Here is an 18082-nt window from a genome sequence, read left to right as displayed (position 1 = left end):
AGCCGGAGCTCAGTCGGAACGGCCGGCGTCGGCGGGTTCGTCCATCGCCATCGCCAGGCTGCGCGGCCGCATGTCGGTCCAGTGCTCCTCGATGTGGTCGAGGCACGCCCGCCGGGCACCCGGCCCGTGTGTCACGGTCCAGCCTGCCGGAACCGGCACGAACGTGGGCCACAGTGAGTACTGGCCCTCGTCGTTGACGAGTGCGTAGAAGGTGCCGTCCTCGTCGTCGAAGGGGTTGGTGGACATGCGTGTCTCCTCTCGGTCGGGGGTGACGAGCGGCGCGGCGCTCAGGCGCGCCGGCTGGAGTCGGCCAGCCGCGGCGGAGGGGACGTCACACGGGCGGCGATCGACGCGGCGATCTCACCGGCGCGTACGGAGACGTTCGACAGCAGCGTCGACGAGAGTCCGTGCGTGTGTTCGGTGGGCCCCTGCACGTAGACGCCCGCGGTGATCTCCGGCCCGGTCGACACCCGGTAGTCGCGGCCGATCTCCAACCCGCCGACCGCATCGCGCCGGCAGTGTTCGGCCACCTCCCCGAGCAACGCGCAGGGATCCGACGGCCGGTAGCCGGTGGCGTAGACGACCAGGTCGGCAGTCAGCACCTCGCGGCTGCCGTCGAGCATCGACTCGACCGCCAGCTCGACGCGTCCGTCGACCTCCCCGCCGACCTGGATGGCGTCGGCGACCCTGCTCACGTTGAGGAACCGCAAGCGCTCCCGGCCGCTGACCTTCTCGTGGTAGTGGCGCCGGTAGAGCGCCTCGATGAGCTCGGGGTCCACCACGGAGTAGTTGGTGTTGCCGTGGTAGCCCATGATGAGGTCCTTGACCTCGGCGGGCGCGCCGAAGAATGCGTCGACGGCATCCGGGTCGAACACACGGTTGGCGAAGGAGCTGTCGTCGGCCGGGCTGTAGCCGTAGCGGCTGAAGACCGCGCAGACCTCGGCGTCGGGGAACGATCGGTGCAGGTGATCCACGGCCTCGGCCGCGCTCTGCCCCGCCCCGACGACGACCACCCGGTGCGGGTGCGCGAGCGAGCCGATCCGGGTGAGCAGCTCGCTGCTGTGCCACACGCGGTCGCCCCGCTGCACCCCCGTCGGTAGGTGCGGCACGAGCCCGGTGGCGAGCACGACGTTGCGGGTGCGCAGCACGGTGCCGCGCGAGGTGTGGACGTCGAGCAGATCCGGGTTGTCGACCACCAGCTCGATGCGCTCGACCGATGTGCCGTAGTCGACGCTGTCGGCGAACGAGGCCGCCGCCCATTCCAGGTAGTCGTGGAACTCCAGGCGAGTCGGGAACGAGCTGCCGTAGTTGATGAAATCGACGAGCCGGCCACGATCCTGCAGGTAGGACAGGAAGCTGAAGCCGCTCACCGGATTGCGCAGCGTGACCAGATCCTTGAGGAACGAGATCTGCATCGTCGCGTCCTCGAGCAACATCCCGCGATGCCAGCCGAAACCCTCCTGGCGCTCGACGAACCTGGTCGTCAGCCCGGATCCCTGCTCGTCGAGCGCGATCGCCAACCCGAGGTTCGACGGCCCGAACCCGACCCCGACGAGATCGTGGACTGGACTCGGGGGCGGTACCTCTTGCGGCATCGTCGTCCTCTCTTCGGCGGTACCAAAGTGACCCATTTGTACTGTTGCGTGAGGCTAGCCTAAGTTCAAGGGGTGATGTCCGCGATCTTCCCCGGCTCCCCCTTCGGCCCCCTCGGCACCCGCCCCGACTCGTAGCCCCGCGGCGAGCACGGTGAGTATGGCTAGGCAAACCTTACAAAGTCGAGAAGAAGGATCCGATGCCTCGATCTCGCTCCGGCAGCCGTGCTGTGCTGACCGGCTCCGTCGGCGCGTTCCGGCGACACGTCAGTGCCGCAGCGCTGTTCCTCTGCGGCCACCAGGCAGGCGAGGCCCTGGTCCCGGTGCTCGTCGGCGTGATCATCGACGAGGCGATCACCACCGGTGACCCTGCGGCACTCGCCTTCTGGCTGCTGGTGCTGGGGCTCGACTTCGCGATGCTGTCGTTCAGCTACCGGTGGGGGGCGCGCCAGGCCTGGCTGGGGGATGTCCGCGCTGATCAACGCCTGCGGCTGATGGTCACCGCCCGCGTGCTCGACCCGCGCGGCGGCGCCGAGGTGGGCAGGCTTCCCGGCGCTCTCGCGGCGATCGCCACGTCCGACACCAAGCGCGTCGGCATGGTCAACTTCGTGCTTCCGCTGGGGATCGCGAGCGCGGCGGCGCTGGTGGTGGCCACGGTCTCGCTGCTGCGGATCTCGGTGCCACTCGGGCTGCTCGTCCTTCTCGGCACGCCGCTGCTGCTCGTGCTGGTGAGACTGCTCGGGCGACCGCTCGAGCGACGCAGCGGACCGGAGCAGGAACGCGCCGCGCACGCGTCGGGCGTGGCCGCCGACCTCGTCACCGGCGTGCGGGTGTTGAAGGGCATCGGCGCCGAGCCGGCGGCGGTACGCCGCTACACCGGCACGAGCCGCGACGCGCTCACCGCCACGCTGCGGGCCACCAGTGCGCAGGCCTGGTACGAGGGCGCGGTGCTGGCCGCGAACGGGCTGTTCCTCGCGCTCATCGCGCTGGTCGGAGGCCGGTTGGCCACAGCAGGCGAGATCAGCATCGGCGGGCTCGTCGCGGCCGTGGGGCTGGCGCAGTTCCTCGTGGAACCGCTGCAGATCTTCGGCTGGGTCAACGGGAAGTTCGCGCAGGCCCGTGCGTCCGCCACCCGCATCGCGGAGGTGCTCGCCGCGGCGCCCGCCGTGCGCGACGGATCGCGGGCCCTGCCCGCGCATGTCCCCGGGGCGCTGGCGGTGCGTGATCTTCACCACGGCAGCCTGAACGGCGTCGAGTTCGACGTCTCACCGGGTGAGCTGGTGGGCGTCGTGGCGTCGGATCCGGCCGCCGCGGTCGACCTGCTCGCCTGTCTCGGACGCGAGGTCGACGCGAAGGGCGACGTCGAGCTCGACGGCGTGCCACTGGCCGACTACCCGCCCGACACCGCCAGGGCGACGGTCCTCGTGGCCATGCACGACGCCCAACTCTTCGCCGGCACCGTGGCAGAGAACGTGCGGGCCGATGGGCGGGCCGACCGGGACCTCGCCCCGGCGATGGCGGCGGCACAGGCGGACCAGGTGGCAGACGCGCTACCGGCGGGCATCGACACCCCCGTCTCCGAACAGGGCCGCTCGCTGTCGGGCGGACAGCGCCAGCGCCTTGCGCTCGCGAGAGCACTGGCGGCGGACGCCCCGGTGCTCGTGCTGCACGACCCCACCACGGCGGTGGACCCGGTCACCGAAGCCCGGATCGCTTCCGGTCTGCGCGAGGTGCGCCGCGGTCGTACGACAGTCGTCCTCACCACCAGCCCGGCGCTGCTCGCCGTGACCGACCGGGTCGTGGTGCTCGACGACGGGGTGGTCACCGGCGCCGGTACCCACACCGAACTGCTCGCCCGCGACGACTACCGCGCGCTGGTGCTGGCATGAGTGCACCGGCCGGCCCCACGGTGCGAGACCTCCTGCCCACCGCCACCACCAGCCGGATTCGCGCCAGTCTCGGCGAGCTGCTGCGGCCCCGGCGGGCCGTCGCAGCGGCCGCGGTAGCGGCACTGGTCGCCGGCGCGGCGGTGAGCCTGGTCGCCGCGCCGCTGCTGGGCCGCATCGTCGACCTGGTCGCCGCCCGCAACCCACCGGACACGCTCTACGGTCCGGTGCTTCTGCTCGTCGTCGTCGCGGTGGCCCAAGGGTTGCTGGCCGTACTGGGCATCGCCCTGGTCGCGCGGGTCGGCGAGAGCATGCTGGCACAGCTGCGCGAGCGGTTCGTGGAACGCGCGATCGGGCTGCCGCTGGAACGGATCGAGGCGGCCGGCTCGGGCGACCTGACGTCCCGTGTCACGTCTGACGTCGCGCAGGTCGGAGAGGCCGTGCGGGAGGCCGTTCCGGAGTTCGCCAGGTCAGCGCTGATCATCGCCCTCACGCTGGTCGGGCTGGCGGTTCTGGACTGGCGCTTCATGGTGGCGGCGCTGTGCGCCGTGCCGGTCCAGGTCCTGACCGCGCGCTGGTACCTGCGCCGCTCCACATCGCTCTACGCGCAGGAGCGGGTGGCCGGCGGAGCACAACAGCAGCAGCTTCTCGACACGGTCAGCGGGGCCGCCACCGTCCGCGCCTTCGGGCTGCGCGGTGAGCACGCCGAGCGGGTGCGCTCGCGTTCGGAGGACGTGGTGCAGATCGCGCTGCGGGTCGTCCGTCTGCAGACCGGGTTCTTCGGCCGGCTCAACCTGGCCGAGTTCATCGGCGTGGCCGCGGTGCTGACCACCGGGTTCCTGCTCGTCCGCGGCAACGTCGTGTCCATCGGCACGGCGAGCGCAGCAGCGCTCTACTTCATCAACCTGTTCGGCCCCGTCAACCAGGTCCTGTTCCTGCTCGACACCGTGCAGTCGGCTGCGGCGAGCCTGGCCCGGATCGTCGGGGTCGCCGACCTGCCCGGCGAACAGCAGCCCGCCCGACCCGTCCACCCGGCCGATGCGCGCGTGCACACCACCGCGCTCGGCCACGCCTATGTCGACGGCCACGACGTGCTCGACGGCGTCGACCTCGACATCGCGCCCGGGCGGAGGGTGGCCCTGGTGGGTGCGAGCGGCGCGGGCAAGACCACGCTGGCCAAGCTGGTGGCCGGGGTGCACTCCCCCACCCGCGGTGTCGTCCGGATCGGCGGGGCGGCGCTGCGCGAGCAGGGGCCCGCCGTCGTCCGGCAGACGGTCGCCCTGATCACCCAGGAGGTGCACGTCTTCGCCGGCCCGCTCGCCGATGACCTGAAGCTGGCGAAGCCCGATGCGACCACCGACGAACTGCTCGACGCACTCGCCGCCGTCGACGCGCTCGGGTGGGCGAAGGCACTGCCCGACGGTCTCGACACGGTGGTCGGTGCAGGCGGCCACACCCTGACGGTCGTGCAGGCTCAGCAACTGGCGCTCGCGCGCCTGGTGCTCGCCGACCGGCCCGTCGCGATTCTCGACGAGGCCACGGCCGAGGCCGGCAGCGCGGGCGCCCGGGTGCTGGAGGTCGCGGCACAACGTGCGACGGCCGGGCGGACCGGGCTGCTGGTGGCCCACCGGCTCACCCAGGCGGCCACGGCCGACACCGTCGTCGTGCTCGACTCCGGGCGGGTCGTCGAACGCGGCACGCACGACGAGCTGGTCGCCGCAGGTGGGCGTTACGCACAGCTGTGGGCGGCCTGGTCGGGCAGTCGCTGATCGTCATCGCTCGACGGCTGCGTGGAGCGGGTCGGCGAGCAGGCCTGCCATCGTGGTGCTGTAGGTCGCGCTGAGGTGGTTGTCGTCCATGTAGACCAGGACGTTCCCGATCACGGCCGGGCAGCGTTCGGGGTCGCAGACGGCGTCGGCGATGTCGACGAACGTGACGTTGGACGGGACGTCCGGCAGCAGGGTCCACGGTGGAGCCGGGGTGTAGACGTCGGCGCGGGCGATCCCGCAGGAGTCGAGGTCGTCGGGCCGGGTCTGCACGCAGTCCGGAACGGAGTGGGCGAACCGGGGCGTGTCGCGCAGCGCCACCACGGCGATCCCGGCAGCGTCGAGCCTGCGCCACTGGTCCACGAACCCGGGCGGCGTCTGCTCGGTCAGCCCGGCGCGCGCGTCGCGGCTGGCGAGGGTGATGACGGTGTCGGGGTGCATGGCGAGGATCTCGTCCATCGCAGCGGCGTTCCAGGCCAGGCAGTCGGCTTCGTCGGGAACCACCTCGGAGGCGGTGGAGAACGGGCAGGCTCCGCGGATGATCGCGGTCAGCTGCCAGTTGCTCTGCTGGGCGATCGGCACGACCGCGCCGGAGAGCTGTTGGACGTGGGAGTCGCCGACGAGGACCACCCGCCGAGCGGGCGGCTCGGTCGCCGGCAGGGTGCACGTGTTCATGGGGAAGTCGGCCATGGACCTGCAGTCCCAGTGCTCGATACGCACCCAGTCGTCGTAGATCGAGACAGGCGGTGGGAGCAGAGGCGCCGGTTCCACGGCTCCGGTGCGGAGGGCCGTCGCGCCGGGGTGGGCGGCGTCGCCCGGCATCGCGTCGGGCTCCGGCGGCCGGACCCCGACGACCTGCCAGGTGACTGCCACGAGGAGCACCGCCGCGGTGCCGGCCGCGGCGATCCGGTAGCCGGTTCGCACATCGGCCGGTCGGCGCAGCACCGGTCGTTCGACGAGGTGATGGGTGAGGACGGCGAGCCCGAGCGAGGTCAGGATCACGGCGGCACCGCCGACCGGCCCGACCGTCTGCTCACCGGTGACTGCCAGGTACCCGACGAGCAGCACCCAGTGCCAGAGGTAGAGGGCGTAGCTGATGTCGCCGAGGTAGCGGGCGGCACCGCCGGCAAGGAGCCGGTCGGCGCCTGCGCGTGAACCGGTCCGGCCGGCGACGAGCACGAGCGCCGCGCAACCGGTGGGCCACAGCGCAGCGACGCCGGGGAACACGTCCGCGACGGGGATGGCCACGCCACACGCCACGAGGCCGACGACACCGAGCCACCCGGCTGCGATCCGCGCGCGCGGCGAGAGCGCGATCCGGTCGATGGTGAGGGCGAGCAGCCCGCCGAGAGCGAACTCCCAGAGCCGGGTGAGGGTGTGGAAGTACGCGAGCGGCTGGTTCGTGATCGTCAGCTCCACCGAGTACGCGAGGGAGGCGACGAACAGGCTCGCCAGAACCGCGGTCATCCGGGGACGCAGCCGGGCCGGGGAGCCGACGCAGCTGACCGCGACGACCGCGACCAGGAGCGGCCACAGGAGGAAGACCTGGCCCTGGATGGACAGCGACCAGAAGTGCTGCACCACGCTGGTCATGTTGGTGCGGGCGGCATAGTCGACCGAGTCGGCGGCCAACTGCCAGTTCTCCACGAACAGCGCCGCAGCGGCGATCTCCCGGATCGTCTGCGCCCAGCGCCCTTGGGGCAGCACAGCGATGCTCAGCACTGCCGTCGCCACGAGCACGACCGCCGCGGCCGGGATCAGTCGGCGCAGCGTCCGGCTCCACTGCAGCCTGACGTCGAGCGCGCCCCGTTCCGCGGCCCGCACCAGCCCTCCGGTGAGCAGGAACCCCGTGAGCAGGAAGAACACGTCGACGCCGCCGGACACCCTGTCGATCCACACGTGGTAGACCACGACGAGGCTGACGGCCAGCGCGCGCAGTCCCTGCAGCTCGGGCCGATAGGCCGCGCCCGCCGGCGCCTGTGCACGTGGGCCCGATGGCCCAGGCCCCGTCACAGCACGGCTCCCGTGCTGCGGCGCCGGGCGACCGGCCGCCGAGGTGCCGGCGGTCGTCTCCCGCGCTGCAACTCGATCGCGAGGGGAGCCGCCACGCTGATCGTCGACGCCGTGCCGACGACGATGCCCACGAGCAGCGCAAGGGCGAAGTCGACGAGCGTGTCGCCGCCGAGCACGAGCAGCGCCGCGAGGATCACCAGCGTGGACACACCGGTGTTGACGGTGCGGGGAAGCGTCGCCAGCACCGCCGCCCCGACGAGCCTGCGCAGGGCCGGGCCGTGTTCGGTCGTCCAGCCCTCGCGGATGCGGTCGAACACGACCACCGAGTCGTTCACGGTGTAGCCGATCACGGTGAGCAGCGCCGCGAGGAACACCCCGTCCACCGGCCTGCCCCACCAGGCGAACACCCCGACGACCACGGTCACGTTGGCCATCAGCGCGACGACCGCACCCACGCTGAAGACCCAGCGGAAGCGGACGGCCAGGTAGATCAGCTGCGCGGCGAGCGCCACCCCGAGCGCGATGAGGGCACCTCTGCGTAGTTCCTCGCCGAGGCTCGGGCCGATCCGCTCGTCGCGTAGCAACTCGGCGCCACCCGCCGCATCCGCCAGCGCTACGCGCACGGCAGCGACGTCCTCGTCCGTCAGATCGCCGCTGCGGACGGACAGCCCGCCCGTCCCGGTGGCCTGCACGGCGAGGGTGGGGAACCCGGCGTCGGCGACCGCCTCGCGTGCAGCCTCGGGTTCCATCGGCCGGGCCGTCGAGAACTCGACCGCACGGCCCCCGGTGAACTCGACGCCGAACTCCAGTCCGCGGGCCACGACCCCGGCGATCGCGAGCAGGACGACGATCGCCGAGCAGACCAGCAACCGCCGGTGCCGGCGCAGCAGGTCGGGATCACGGCGACCGAGCCAGGTGCGCACGGGCCCGAGCGAGGCGAGCCCCGACCACGCGGGCCGCTGCCGTATCCACCGCCGGCGCACGAGCCAGATCGTCAGCATCCGGGACAACACGAGCGCGGAGAACAGCGAGACGAGCACGCCGAGCGTCAGGGTCACCCCGAACCCGCGCACCGGCCCGGATGCGAGGCCGAAGAGCAGGCCTGCGGCGAGCAGCGTCGTGACGGCCGAGTCGGCCACGGCGGGCAACGCGCTGCGATAGCCGATCTCGGCAGCCCGGTCCAGCCGCCGCACGCGCTGGTACTCCTCACGGGCCCGTTCCGCCACCAGCACGTTCGCGTCGACGGCCATCCCGATCGCGAGCACGAAGCCCGCGAGCCCCGGCAACGTCAGGGTCGCCCCCAGCGCGGTGAGACCCGCGTAGCTGATCACCACGTATGCGGCCAGCGCGAGCACGGCGGCCAGTCCCACGAGCCGATAGACCGTCAGCAGGAACACGCCGGTCAGCGCCACCCCGATCGCCGCGGCCACCGCGCTGGCCTCGATCGCGGCCGCACCGAGCGTCGGACCCACCGTCCGCTGTTCGATGATCTCGACCGGTACCGGCAGCGCTCCCCCGGAGATGAGCACGGCGAGATCGCCGGCCTGTTCCCGGCTGAACGACCCCGTGATCGTCGTCGAGCCGCCGGGGATCCCGGCTCCACAGGCGATCGACGGATCGAGCTGCGGGGAGGAGATCACGCGATCGTCGAGCACGATCGCGATACGACGGGCCGGATCACCCGACGGAGCGCAGGCCGCCTGCGCGGTGAGCTGCTGCCAGCGCTGCCGTCCCTCCCCGGCGAACGCGACGTCCACCACCGATCCGATGACACCGGGCGTTCCGGTGGAGGCGCGGGCCCCGGAGACGTCCTCACCTGCCAGGGCGGGCGGGCCGAGGGCCAGCGCCGTGCCGTCCTCGTCCGGCAGGACCCGGGCGGTGCCGGGACTCGCCGCGCCGAGCACGGGATGGATCGTCAGCTGCGCGGTGCGGCCCAGGACGTCGGCCGCCTCCGCAGGGTCCTGCACCCCGGGCAGCTCGACGACGATGCGCCGCTCCCCCGAGCGCGACAGTGCGGGTTCGGCGACGCCGAGGCCGTCGACGCGATCGCGGAGCACAGCGAGAACACGGTCGGTGGCCGCGGCGTCGGCCACGGTTCCGGGCGCGTCGCGGGTCTCCAGCACGATCTGCGTGCCGCCGCGCAGATCGAGGCCGAGGGTCGGGCGGAGGGTCACGGCCGACCAGATGGACGGGACGAGCACGGCGAGCGCCACCAGGGCGCGCACCACTACGGATCGGGGCACACGGGTCCTCGGAACAGGGCCACCGCGCATACGCGCGGGGCCAGGGGATCAGAACGTCGGCTGATCCCCGGCGGGCGGCGCCCGCCCCGGTATCGCGGTGGACTCGCCCGTCCGCTGGGAGATCGTGCCGCGCACGGGAGCGTGGGAACACGCCGCCGGCGCGACGGGCACCGGCGAAACGGGTTCGACCGCCGGGTGACTGCCGATCGCTGTGCAGGCGATCGGGACGCGACCGATACGCACCGTGGCGTCGCCGGGCGGCGTCTGTTCGACACCCCAGCCGAGTGCGGCGGGCGCGGACGGCGCCGGCGCGGACGGCCCTTCCGAGTGCGCGGTGGGCAGGGCCGCGGCCGTGAGGACGAGCGCTGCGAGCAGCGCCAGCAGCGAACCGAGGAGGCGACGGACGAGCGCAGCCTGCTGCCCCACGCGCCCACCTCCCGACATCTGCCCCCAGCCCAGGCGAAACCGAAACCCTACCCGGCCCGACGCCCCGGCCTACTGCCGCGCGCTTCTCCCACTGGGACGCGCGACCGCGGAACCGTCGCGGGCCGCTGCGCGCCCGGCGGCCCCGGTGGCCTCCCCCGCGCCGTCGGCGAACGCCCGCGAGACGGCCGTCAAGGCGGCGGTGACCTCGGTGGGGACCATCCAGAACGTGGAGCCCGGCCCCTGGGCGAGCTGGGGAAGCACCTGTAGGTACTGGTAGGCGAGCAGGTTCGGGTCGGGGTTGTTGCGGTGCACGGCCTGGAACACCTCGTCGATCTCGCGGGCACGACCCTCCGCCTTGAGGATCGCCGCCGCGCGTTCGCCCTCCGCGCGGAGGATGGCTCCCTGCTTGTCGCCTTCGGCGGTCAGGATCGTCGCGCGTTTGTTCCGCTCGGCGCGCATCTGCTTCTCCATCGCGTCCGTGATGCTGACCGGGGGGTCGATCGCCTTGATCTCGACCCGGTTGACCCGCAGGCCCCACTTCCCGGTGGCGTCGTCGAGCACGGTGCGCAGCTGGGAGTTGATGCTGTCGCGGGAGGTGAGCGCGCGCTCCAGATCCATCGACCCCACGACGTTGCGCAGGGTGGTGACGGTGAGGTGCTCCACGGCCCGCAGATGATCGGCGATCTCGTAGGCGGCCGACCGGGGGTCGGTCACCTGGAAGTAGAGCACGGTGTCGATCTCCACCACGAGGTTGTCCTCGGTGATCACCGGTTGCGGGGCGAACGACACGACCTGCTCGCGCAGGTCCATGGGCGGGTGCACCCGGTCGACGTAGGGGATGACGATGCTCAGGCCGGGCTGCAGCGTCCGGTGGTAACGCCCCAACCGCTCGACGTTACGGGCACGCGCCTGCGGCACGATGCGCACCGCCCGCACGACGGTCACGACCACGAGAAGGGCGACGAGCAGCCCGGCGGCGAGCAGCGGCGGAAGGCCCATGATCACTCCCGCGCGTGCACGACCGCTGTCGCGCCGTCGATCCGGATGACGTCCACGGCCCGCCCGGCGGGGATCGTGCCGGTCTCGTCGAGGGCGCGGGCCGTCCAGTCCTCGCCGCCGATGCGGACGGTTCCGGCCCGCCCGGTCACGTCGTCCACGACGTAGCCGGTGCGACCGGGGAGCGCGTCCACCCCGAAGCGGACCTCGTCGACGCGGGGACCGTGCCGGGCGGTCGCCCGGCGGAGGACGACGATCCCGGCCGTGGCGGCCACCGCGAAGACGATCACCTGTAGAGGCGCCGGCAGCCCGGCGGCCGCCACCACCGCCGTGACGAGCGATGCGCCGGCGAGCAGCCCGGAGACCGCGGTCAGGGTGAAGGCCTCGGCGACACCCAGCACCACGGCGCCGGTGAGCCAGAGGATCCACGGATCCATCCGTCAGCCCTCCTCGGTCGCGATACCGCTGTCCGCTCGTCGCCCGGCCCGAGAGCGGGAACTGAGCGGGTGGGCGTGGGTCAGCAGGCGCCGGACCGCCCGCGGGTCGTCGTCGAGATCGACACCCGTCGGCGGAACGGACGACCCGTCGAAGCCACTCGTGGCCCAGTCCAGGACCTCGGCGGAGGTGGGCACGAGGTCCAACGCGGATGCCCGGGAGTCGGCGAAGTGGCTCAGGGCGGCGCTCGCAACGCGGTGGGACGAGGACCACCCGTGCGACGGGCACCAGCGCAGTGTCCGGCCGGCGAGGTCCGGCCGGCCCGGGCAATGCAGGAACGTCAGGCGGATCTCGAGCGGGTCGGGCCTACCGCGCTCGGCCAACAGCCGTCCGAGGTCTGCCACCAGATCGTCGACCAGACGCAGATCGCGCCGCCCCGCCTCCAACATGACCTCCAGCCGGTACCCGTGCACGGCCGCGGACGCATCCGGACCGAGCGCGGCGACCAGCGCGTGGGTGTCCATGTGCAGCCCTTCGTGGTCACGTCCTCCCGGGCAGGAGTGCTCCCGTCAGCCTGGCGCGGCGGGATGCGGGTGGCCATCGGGTCCGACACCCATCTCCGCGTCCTGTGGCATGCAGCGGGACCGGGTCACGGTTCGACGAGACCTGCGCGGATGGCGTAACGGGTGAGGTCGAGCCGATCGCGCATACCGAGTTTCTGCAGGATGTTGGCACGGTGCCGGTCGACGGTCTTGCTGCTGATCACGAGCGTCTCGGCGATCTCCTTGGACGAGTGCCCTTCCGCGATGAGCTTGACGATCTCCTCCTCGCGCGGGGTGAGGATGGTGTCGGGGAGGCGGTCGCCCTGCCTGCTGCGCTGCAGGTAGTCGCGGATGAGCGCGGTGATCGCGCCGGGGTAGAGGAAGGGCTCGCCGCGCATCGCTGCGCGGCAGGCCTCGAGCAGGTCGCGATCGGCCACCGACTTGAGCACGTAGCCGGATGCGCCCGCCTTGAGGGATTCGAAGAAGTACTGCTCGTTGTCGTACATCGACAGCATCAGGATCCGGATGCCCGGGGCCCGGCGTGAGATCTCCCTGGCGGCCTGGATGCCGGTCATCCGCGGCATGGCGATGTCGAGGATCGCGAGGTCCGGGCCATCAGCCGAGGCGGCACCGGCCGAGGCGGCGACGATCTGCACGGCCTCCGCACCGTCGGACGCCTCCGCCACGACCATGAGGTCGGGTTCGGCGTCGAGGATCAGCCGCAACCCCCGCCGGACCAGCGCATGATCGTCGGCGAGCAGGATCCGGGTCTTCGAGGAGTTCACGGGTTCCGCCTCTGCTGGGTGACCGTCGGCACGACGAGTCGCACGTCGGTGCCGCCGCCGTTCGGTGTGGTGATGGTCAGGTCGGCGCCGATGAGCAGGGCACGCTCGCGCATCCCGCGGATTCCGGCGCCCTCGTGGAGCACGCCGCCGCGCCCGTCGTCGGTGACGCGAAGGGTGACCGCCTCCGGGGTGGCGTGCACGGCAAGCTCCACGTGGGTCGCATGGGCGTGGCGGGCGACGTTCGTGAGGCTCTCCTGCGTGATCCGGAAGAGGACGAGCTCGACGTCGCTGCTCAGCACAGGCAGCTCCACGTCCGCCACCCGCTTCACGGGTATGCCGCTGACCTGCGTGAACTCGGTGACGAGCGCGCTGAGCGCGCTGGCCAGACCCAGGTCCTCCAGCACGTCGGGCCGCAGCCGCCTCGCAACCTGCCTGACCTCGTCGAGACTGGACCGGACGGTCTCCTGCACCGCATGAAGCTCCTCGGCGAGATCCGCCGGGGCGCGGTCGACCGCGCGCTTCAGGCTCAGGAGCGCCGCGGTGAGGCTCTGTCCGATCTCGTCGTGCAGCTCACGCGCGATGCGCCGCCGTTCGCCTTCCTGCGCAGCGAGCGCATCCGCGCTGCTCGTATCGCGCTCGGTCTCGAGCCGGTCGAGCATCGCGTTGAACGTCGCGATCAGGTGCGTGAGGTCGCCGTTCCCACGCTCCGCGAGCCGGTCGCGGGAGCGCAGCAGATCCACCCGCTGCATGAGCGCGGTCAGGGCGCCCAGCGGCGCGAGGCTCCGGCGCACCAGCAGGGTGTTGGCCGCAAGGATCAGCGCCAGGCCGACGATCAGCACCGGCAGCTCGGTGAGCAGCACCGGCGAGGACACGGTGGCCGGAGAGACCGCCAGCACGAGCGTGCCGACGGTGAAGACCGTGCCGTTGATCAGGGCGAGCCGGCGGAACAGCGCGTGGGCCGGCGCGCGCGTGCCGGAACCTGCGGCTAGGCGTGCAGTGCGCTCGCTCATGGCAGCAGGGTCTCCGCCCGACGGTGCTCCCGTCCATCCGGGGCGGACACCAGCAGCTACGCACCGGGATGAGGCGCGGTCACCGGATCTACATGCCGTGCCCGGCTCCAGGTGAGTGCTGGACCCGATGGTGCGTCGGCCCGGCCCTGCCGAGACTCGGGTGGCGGCAGCGGGACGGGAGGTACGGAGATGGGCGCGAGTGTGCCGACGTCTGTTCCGACATGCGGAGGACGCTCGGCCCGCCCCGCTGCCGCCACTCGTTCACATCACGTCCGGGAGAGGCGAGCCTTCCACGGTGGACATCACCCGTTCCACGGTGCCGGGCGGCGGGACCGTGCACCACGTGCACACCCGCGGCGGACGGCTGCACATCGTCATCGAGCCCGATGAGGCCGATGAGCTCGCGGAGGTCCTGCAGAGCGGTCCGATGTCCGATCGTCTCGCCGAGGTCGAACGCCGGTTGGCCGACCTCACCGGCCCGGGGGGCCGACGAACGCGCGCCCGGCACGCACGCGGGCAACCGAGGCAAGGAGGTGGCATGTGACAACGCTCGGGGTGGGCACAGGACCCGTAGGGTCGGGCGATCGCCCGCCGCGGACGGGCCGAGCGCAAGGGGGCGGCGCCATGAAGGCAGGCGACATCGTCGAGCAGCTGCCCACCGTGACCAGCGCGGACCTGGTGTCCGCCGCGGTACGGCTGATGGCGCAGGCCCGCCTCCCCGGCCTGATCATCGTCGACGAGCGGTCGAGACCGCGCACGGTGCTCCCCGGGACGCAGGTCCTGCGGCTCTCGGTCCCCAGAACGCACCAGGAGGACCCGGCGCTGGTCCGGACCATCGACGAGCCCCACGCGGACGCGTTCTGGCAGGAGCTCGGCGACCTGACCGTCGGCGACTGTCTCCCGCGCCCACCGGCCCGCCCGGCGACCGTGCCGCCGGAGGCGACGCTGCTGGAGGTCGCCGCGCTCATGGCACGCGTCCGCAGCCCGCTCGTCGCGGTCGTCGACCGAGCCGGCGTTCTCATCGGGGCCATCACACTGGACCGGCTGCTCCGCACCCTGGCCGCCGCCGAACCCGGCGGCTGACCAGCGGGAATCCGAACCCACCGCCCGCCGACCCGCGGACGGGCCGGCATTCGGGGTGCCCGCGATGAGCGCGGTCCTCGCCCTGGGCATCTTCGTCGTCGCGTTCTTCTACATCGCCACGGAGAAGGCGGACAAGGTCAAGACCGTGCTGATCGCCGCCGGGGTGATGGCGGTGCTCGGGCTCACGCCCGGGTCGGAGGTGTTCTTCTCCGAGCACGAGGGCATCGACTGGAACGTCATCTTCCTGCTGTTCGGGATGATGGTGATCGTCGGCATCATCAAGCAGACCGGGGTGTTCGACTTCCTCGCGATCTGGGCTGCCAAGCGGTCGCAGGGGCGCCCGTACCGGCTCATGGTGATGCTGATGGCCATCACGGCCATCGCCTCGCCCTTCCTGGACAACGTCACCACGATCATGCTCGTCGCCCCGGTCACCGTCGTGGTGTGCAACCGCCTGCGCATCCCGGCGCAGCCCTACCTCATCGCCGAGGTGCTCGCCTCCAACATCGGCGGCGCCGCCACCCTCATCGGCGATCCGCCCAACATCATCATCGGAAGCCGCGCCGGGCTGTCATTCAACGACTTCCTCGTCCACATGGCGCCGATCGTCGTCGTGATCTTCGTCGTGTTCGTGCTCTTCACGCGGGTGCTGTTCCGGCGGTCGTTCCAGTACAACCCGGACCGCGTCGCCGAGGTGATGACGCTCAACGAACGACGCGCCATCACCGATCCCCGCCTGTTGGTGCGCTGCCTCGTCGTGCTCGCTCTCGTGATCGCGGGCTTCGGGCTGCACTCCGTGCTGCACCTCGAACCGTCGATCATCGCCCTGGTGGGAGCCGGGGTGATGCTCCTCGTCTCGGGCGCCGACGTCTCCGACACCCTGCGCGAGGTCGAGTGGCCCACGCTCGTGTTCTTCATGGGGTTGTTCGTCATGGTGGCCGGGCTGGTCCACACCGGGGTCATCGCCACCGTCGGCACGTGGACCGTCACGATGGTGGGCGACAACTGGTTCGGCGCAGCCACGGCACTCATCTTCGGCTCCGCCGTCCTCGGCGCCTTCTTCGACAACATCCCCTACGTCGCCACCATGGCCCCCGTGGTCGAGAGCCTCGTCGCACAGGTTCCCGACCCGGCCACCGGTCAGGCGCTCTGGTGGGCGTTCGCGCTCGGCGCCGACTTCGGCGGCAACGGCACTGCCGTTGCCGCCAGCGCCAACGTGGTCGCCATCGGAATCGCCGCCCGCACCGGCCACCGCATCTCGTTCTGGCAGTTCACCAGGTACGGAATTGTCGTCACCGCCCTCAGCACGACGATGGCCTGGGTCTATGTGTACCTCCGCTACTTCATGTAGCTCCGGCCGTGTGGGTCAGCCGCTACGGTCCAGCCACAGCGACGCGTAGAACATGTCGCGCGAGAGGTAGCGGTCCACGCCCTTCACGTCGGTGCGCGTCACGGTGGCGAGGTACGCCCTGCTGAGCCAGCAGACCGCGAGCTCCTGGTTCACCAGCAGCTCCAACTGCTGGTACGCCTTCGTCCGCGCGCCCTCGTCAGCCGTGCTGGCGGCCTCGGCGAGCAGGGCGTCCACCTGCGGGTTGGAGTACTTCCCGTAGTTCGCGCTGCCTCCGCTGCCGAACAGCCGCTCGGTCGCCGGATAGGGCGAGTCGAACGAGCTCACCGTCGTGGTCAGGTCGAAGTCACCGCTCTGCACGACCTGGGCGGAGTACTGCGCCAGGTCGTAGAGCTGCACGTCCACGGTGATCCCCACCGCGGCGAGCTGTGCCTGGACGAACTCCCCGAACTGCCCGCGGGCGGTCGTCGACTTCAGCGTGATCGAGGTGCTGCCGCCCTCGGCCCGGTACTCGTCGACGAGCTGCTTGGCCCGTTCCAGGTCGAAGGAAGGCCAGGCCTGTGTGGCGGCGTCGGTGTGGTACGGGCTTTCGGGGCCGAAGAGGCTCTGTGCCGTGACCAACTGGTTGTTGTAGAGGCTCGCGCTGAGCCCGCGCAGGTCGAGAGCTCGGACCACCGCCTCGCGCATGCGGCGGTCGGTGAAGGGGGCTCGGTTGAAGTTGAAGTACAGCAGCTCACCGCTGTCGCCCGGCCCGTAGTACACGTTGAGGTTCGGCTCCTGCAGCGCCCGCACCAGTTCGGTGTTGTAGGCCGCGAGGATCACGTCGACGTCGCCGTTCTGGACGGAGGCGTACCGGCTCTCCGTGTCCGACAGCGGACGGAACTCGAGCTCGTCGAGATACGGCTTGCCCTGCTGCCAGTAGCTGCCGTTGCGTTCGAGTTTGACGTGCGAGCCGGGCACCCACTCCGCGAGCGTGAACGGCCCGGCGCCGACGGGGTGGCGGCCGATGTCGTCGCCGTACTGCTGCAGCGCGGCCGGGGAGATGATCATCCCGAGGGTGCCGGTGAAGGTCGGCTGCGCGAACACGACGGGGAACGAGCCCAGTGGCGAGTCCAGTGTGAACTCGACGGTCATCGGATCGACCGCGCGCATCGAGGCGATGCGCTGCGCGGTGAGCCGGGCGGGAGAGGTGGGCTTGTCGATGTGCCGCTGCACGTTGAGGATCACGGCGTTCGCGTCCAGCGGCGTCCCGTCGGAGAACATCACGCCGGGACGGAGGGTCATGCGCCAGGTGAGCCCGCCGTCGGACGTGTCCATCGACTGCGCGAGATAGGGCTCGGCGCCGCCGTCGGACGTCAGCTTCATCAGCGAGTCGTAGACGGCGAACGCAGCCGGGTTCGCGTTCTGCACCGTCGGGTCGAAGCTCGCGATGTCCCGGTCCATCCCGACCCGCAGGCTTCCACCCGCCTTCGGCGTCCCTTCGGTCGCGGGATCGCCCCCGAACGGATTGACCGCCTCGATCGCGGATCCGCCCCCTGCCCCGGGCGCAGGCGGACCTGCACTCCCGCAGCCTGCGAGCACCACGAGGCTGATCGCCATGACCAACGCACCGAGGGCTCGTAAACAACGGCCCGACACCTGCACCATGCGCAACTCCTCGTTGAGTTCTGGTACGCAGTCACGCGGGGCGGAGCGACCGCCGGCATCTCGAACGCCGGCGAGAGCACCTCGTCCCCGATCCGGTCGGTGGCCGACCCTGCTGGTCGGTCATCACGATGTGGAGTGCGGATCCGGCTCGGAAGCACTGCAAGACACCCACGACGCCGCCGAGTGGCCGGACTCATCGCGGCAACGACCCTGACCAGCGCGTTTCGATATCTCAGCATCCCGCTGGGACACCATCGTCCCTCCTCCGAGAAGCAATAAGGCGGAGTTCGGCAACGGTAACCGGACGTCG

At 71.5% G+C, this 18082-nt stretch carries 15 protein-coding genes and 1 pseudogene; 5 read left to right on the top strand and 11 right to left on the bottom strand.

All coding sequences use genetic code 11. The features are described from left to right. Window positions 1-9: 9 nt before the first annotated feature. Both ACQPZQ_RS19250 and ACQPZQ_RS19245 read right to left on the bottom strand, forming a co-directional pair. Complete coding sequence (locus ACQPZQ_RS19250; protein ID WP_433297695.1) at window positions 10-246, bottom strand: MbtH family protein; 237 nt, start codon at window positions 244-246, stop codon at window positions 10-12. A 41-nt stretch (window positions 247-287) separates the two neighbouring features. After that, window positions 288-1595, bottom strand: coding sequence for a lysine N(6)-hydroxylase/L-ornithine N(5)-oxygenase family protein (locus tag ACQPZQ_RS19245; RefSeq protein WP_433297693.1), 1308 nt, complete (start codon window positions 1593-1595; stop codon window positions 288-290). A gap of 197 nt (window positions 1596-1792) precedes the next feature. Here ACQPZQ_RS19245 and ACQPZQ_RS19240 point away from each other — a divergent pair, with 197 nt between their 5' ends. Both ACQPZQ_RS19240 and ACQPZQ_RS19235 read left to right on the top strand, forming a co-directional pair. After that, a complete protein-coding gene (locus ACQPZQ_RS19240; protein ID WP_433297691.1) occupies window positions 1793-3481 on the top strand; it encodes an ABC transporter ATP-binding protein in 1689 nt (562 codons plus the stop codon). Continuing rightward, the gene (locus tag ACQPZQ_RS19235) at window positions 3478-5247 is read left to right on the top strand and encodes an ABC transporter ATP-binding protein (RefSeq protein WP_433297689.1); all 1770 of its coding nucleotides are present in this window, start codon (window positions 3478-3480) and stop codon (window positions 5245-5247) included. Before ACQPZQ_RS19240 ends, ACQPZQ_RS19235 begins: the two co-directional genes overlap by 4 nt. Window positions 5248-5250: 3 nt before the next feature. Here ACQPZQ_RS19235 and ACQPZQ_RS19230 read toward each other — a convergent pair whose 3' ends face one another. The 8 genes and pseudogenes from ACQPZQ_RS19230 to ACQPZQ_RS19195 form a co-directional block, all read right to left on the bottom strand. Beyond that, on the bottom strand, window positions 5251-7257 hold the full coding sequence (locus ACQPZQ_RS19230) for an acyltransferase family protein (RefSeq protein WP_433297686.1): 2007 nt from the start codon (window positions 7255-7257) through the stop codon (window positions 5251-5253). Then, window positions 7254-9500: a protein translocase subunit SecD gene (gene secD / locus ACQPZQ_RS19225; RefSeq protein WP_433297683.1), complete on the bottom strand. Its 2247-nt coding sequence runs from the start codon at window positions 9498-9500 to the stop codon at window positions 7254-7256. Before secD ends, ACQPZQ_RS19230 begins: the two co-directional genes overlap by 4 nt. A 48-nt stretch (window positions 9501-9548) precedes the next feature. After that, window positions 9549-9926 carry a hypothetical protein gene (locus tag ACQPZQ_RS19220; RefSeq protein WP_433297680.1) on the bottom strand — a complete coding sequence of 126 codons (378 nt, stop codon included), beginning with the start codon at window positions 9924-9926 and terminating at the stop codon, window positions 9549-9551. Window positions 9927-10097: 171 nt separating this feature from the next. Then, window positions 10098-10925 (bottom strand): annotated as a pseudogene (locus tag ACQPZQ_RS19215) (SPFH domain-containing protein); the annotation flags it as partial. A 2-nt stretch (window positions 10926-10927) separates the two neighbouring features. Then, entirely contained in the window at window positions 10928-11359 is a 432-nt protein-coding gene (locus tag ACQPZQ_RS19210) for an NfeD family protein (protein WP_433297678.1), read from the bottom strand. 3 nt (window positions 11360-11362) lie between these two features. Then, window positions 11363-11881 carry a hypothetical protein gene (locus ACQPZQ_RS19205; protein ID WP_433297676.1) on the bottom strand — a complete coding sequence of 173 codons (519 nt, stop codon included), beginning with the start codon at window positions 11879-11881 and terminating at the stop codon, window positions 11363-11365. Window positions 11882-12006: 125 nt separating this feature from the next. After that, entirely contained in the window at window positions 12007-12684 is a 678-nt protein-coding gene (locus ACQPZQ_RS19200; RefSeq protein WP_241036489.1) for a response regulator, read from the bottom strand. After that, a complete protein-coding gene (locus ACQPZQ_RS19195; protein WP_433297674.1) occupies window positions 12681-13694 on the bottom strand; it encodes a histidine kinase in 1014 nt (337 codons plus the stop codon). The genes ACQPZQ_RS19200 and ACQPZQ_RS19195 overlap by 4 nt, the downstream gene beginning before the upstream one ends. Before the next feature lie 295 nt (window positions 13695-13989). On the opposite strand from ACQPZQ_RS19195, the gene ACQPZQ_RS19190 reads away from it, so the two are divergent. From ACQPZQ_RS19190 to ACQPZQ_RS19180, 3 genes are all read left to right on the top strand, one after another. Beyond that, complete coding sequence (locus ACQPZQ_RS19190) at window positions 13990-14238, top strand: hypothetical protein (RefSeq protein WP_433297672.1); 249 nt, start codon at window positions 13990-13992, stop codon at window positions 14236-14238. Between the two features lie 80 nt (window positions 14239-14318). Continuing rightward, on the top strand, window positions 14319-14777 hold the full coding sequence (locus ACQPZQ_RS19185; protein ID WP_433297670.1) for a CBS domain-containing protein: 459 nt from the start codon (window positions 14319-14321) through the stop codon (window positions 14775-14777). 64 nt (window positions 14778-14841) lie between these two features. Then, window positions 14842-16128, top strand: a complete 1287-nt coding sequence (locus ACQPZQ_RS19180) for an SLC13 family permease (RefSeq protein ID WP_433297667.1) — start codon at window positions 14842-14844, stop codon at window positions 16126-16128. Between the two features lie 15 nt (window positions 16129-16143). Here ACQPZQ_RS19180 and ACQPZQ_RS19175 read toward each other — a convergent pair whose 3' ends face one another. Then, the gene (locus ACQPZQ_RS19175; RefSeq protein WP_433297664.1) at window positions 16144-17772 is read right to left on the bottom strand and encodes an ABC transporter substrate-binding protein; all 1629 of its coding nucleotides are present in this window, start codon (window positions 17770-17772) and stop codon (window positions 16144-16146) included. Between the last annotated feature and the right edge of the window lie 310 nt (window positions 17773-18082).

Source organism: Pseudonocardia sp. CA-142604, assembly GCF_050948475.1.
GTDB lineage: Bacteria > Actinomycetota > Actinomycetes > Mycobacteriales > Pseudonocardiaceae > Pseudonocardia > Pseudonocardia alaniniphila.
Note: the sequence above shows the minus strand (reverse complement) of the source record. Positions and strands in the feature narration are given on the sequence as shown.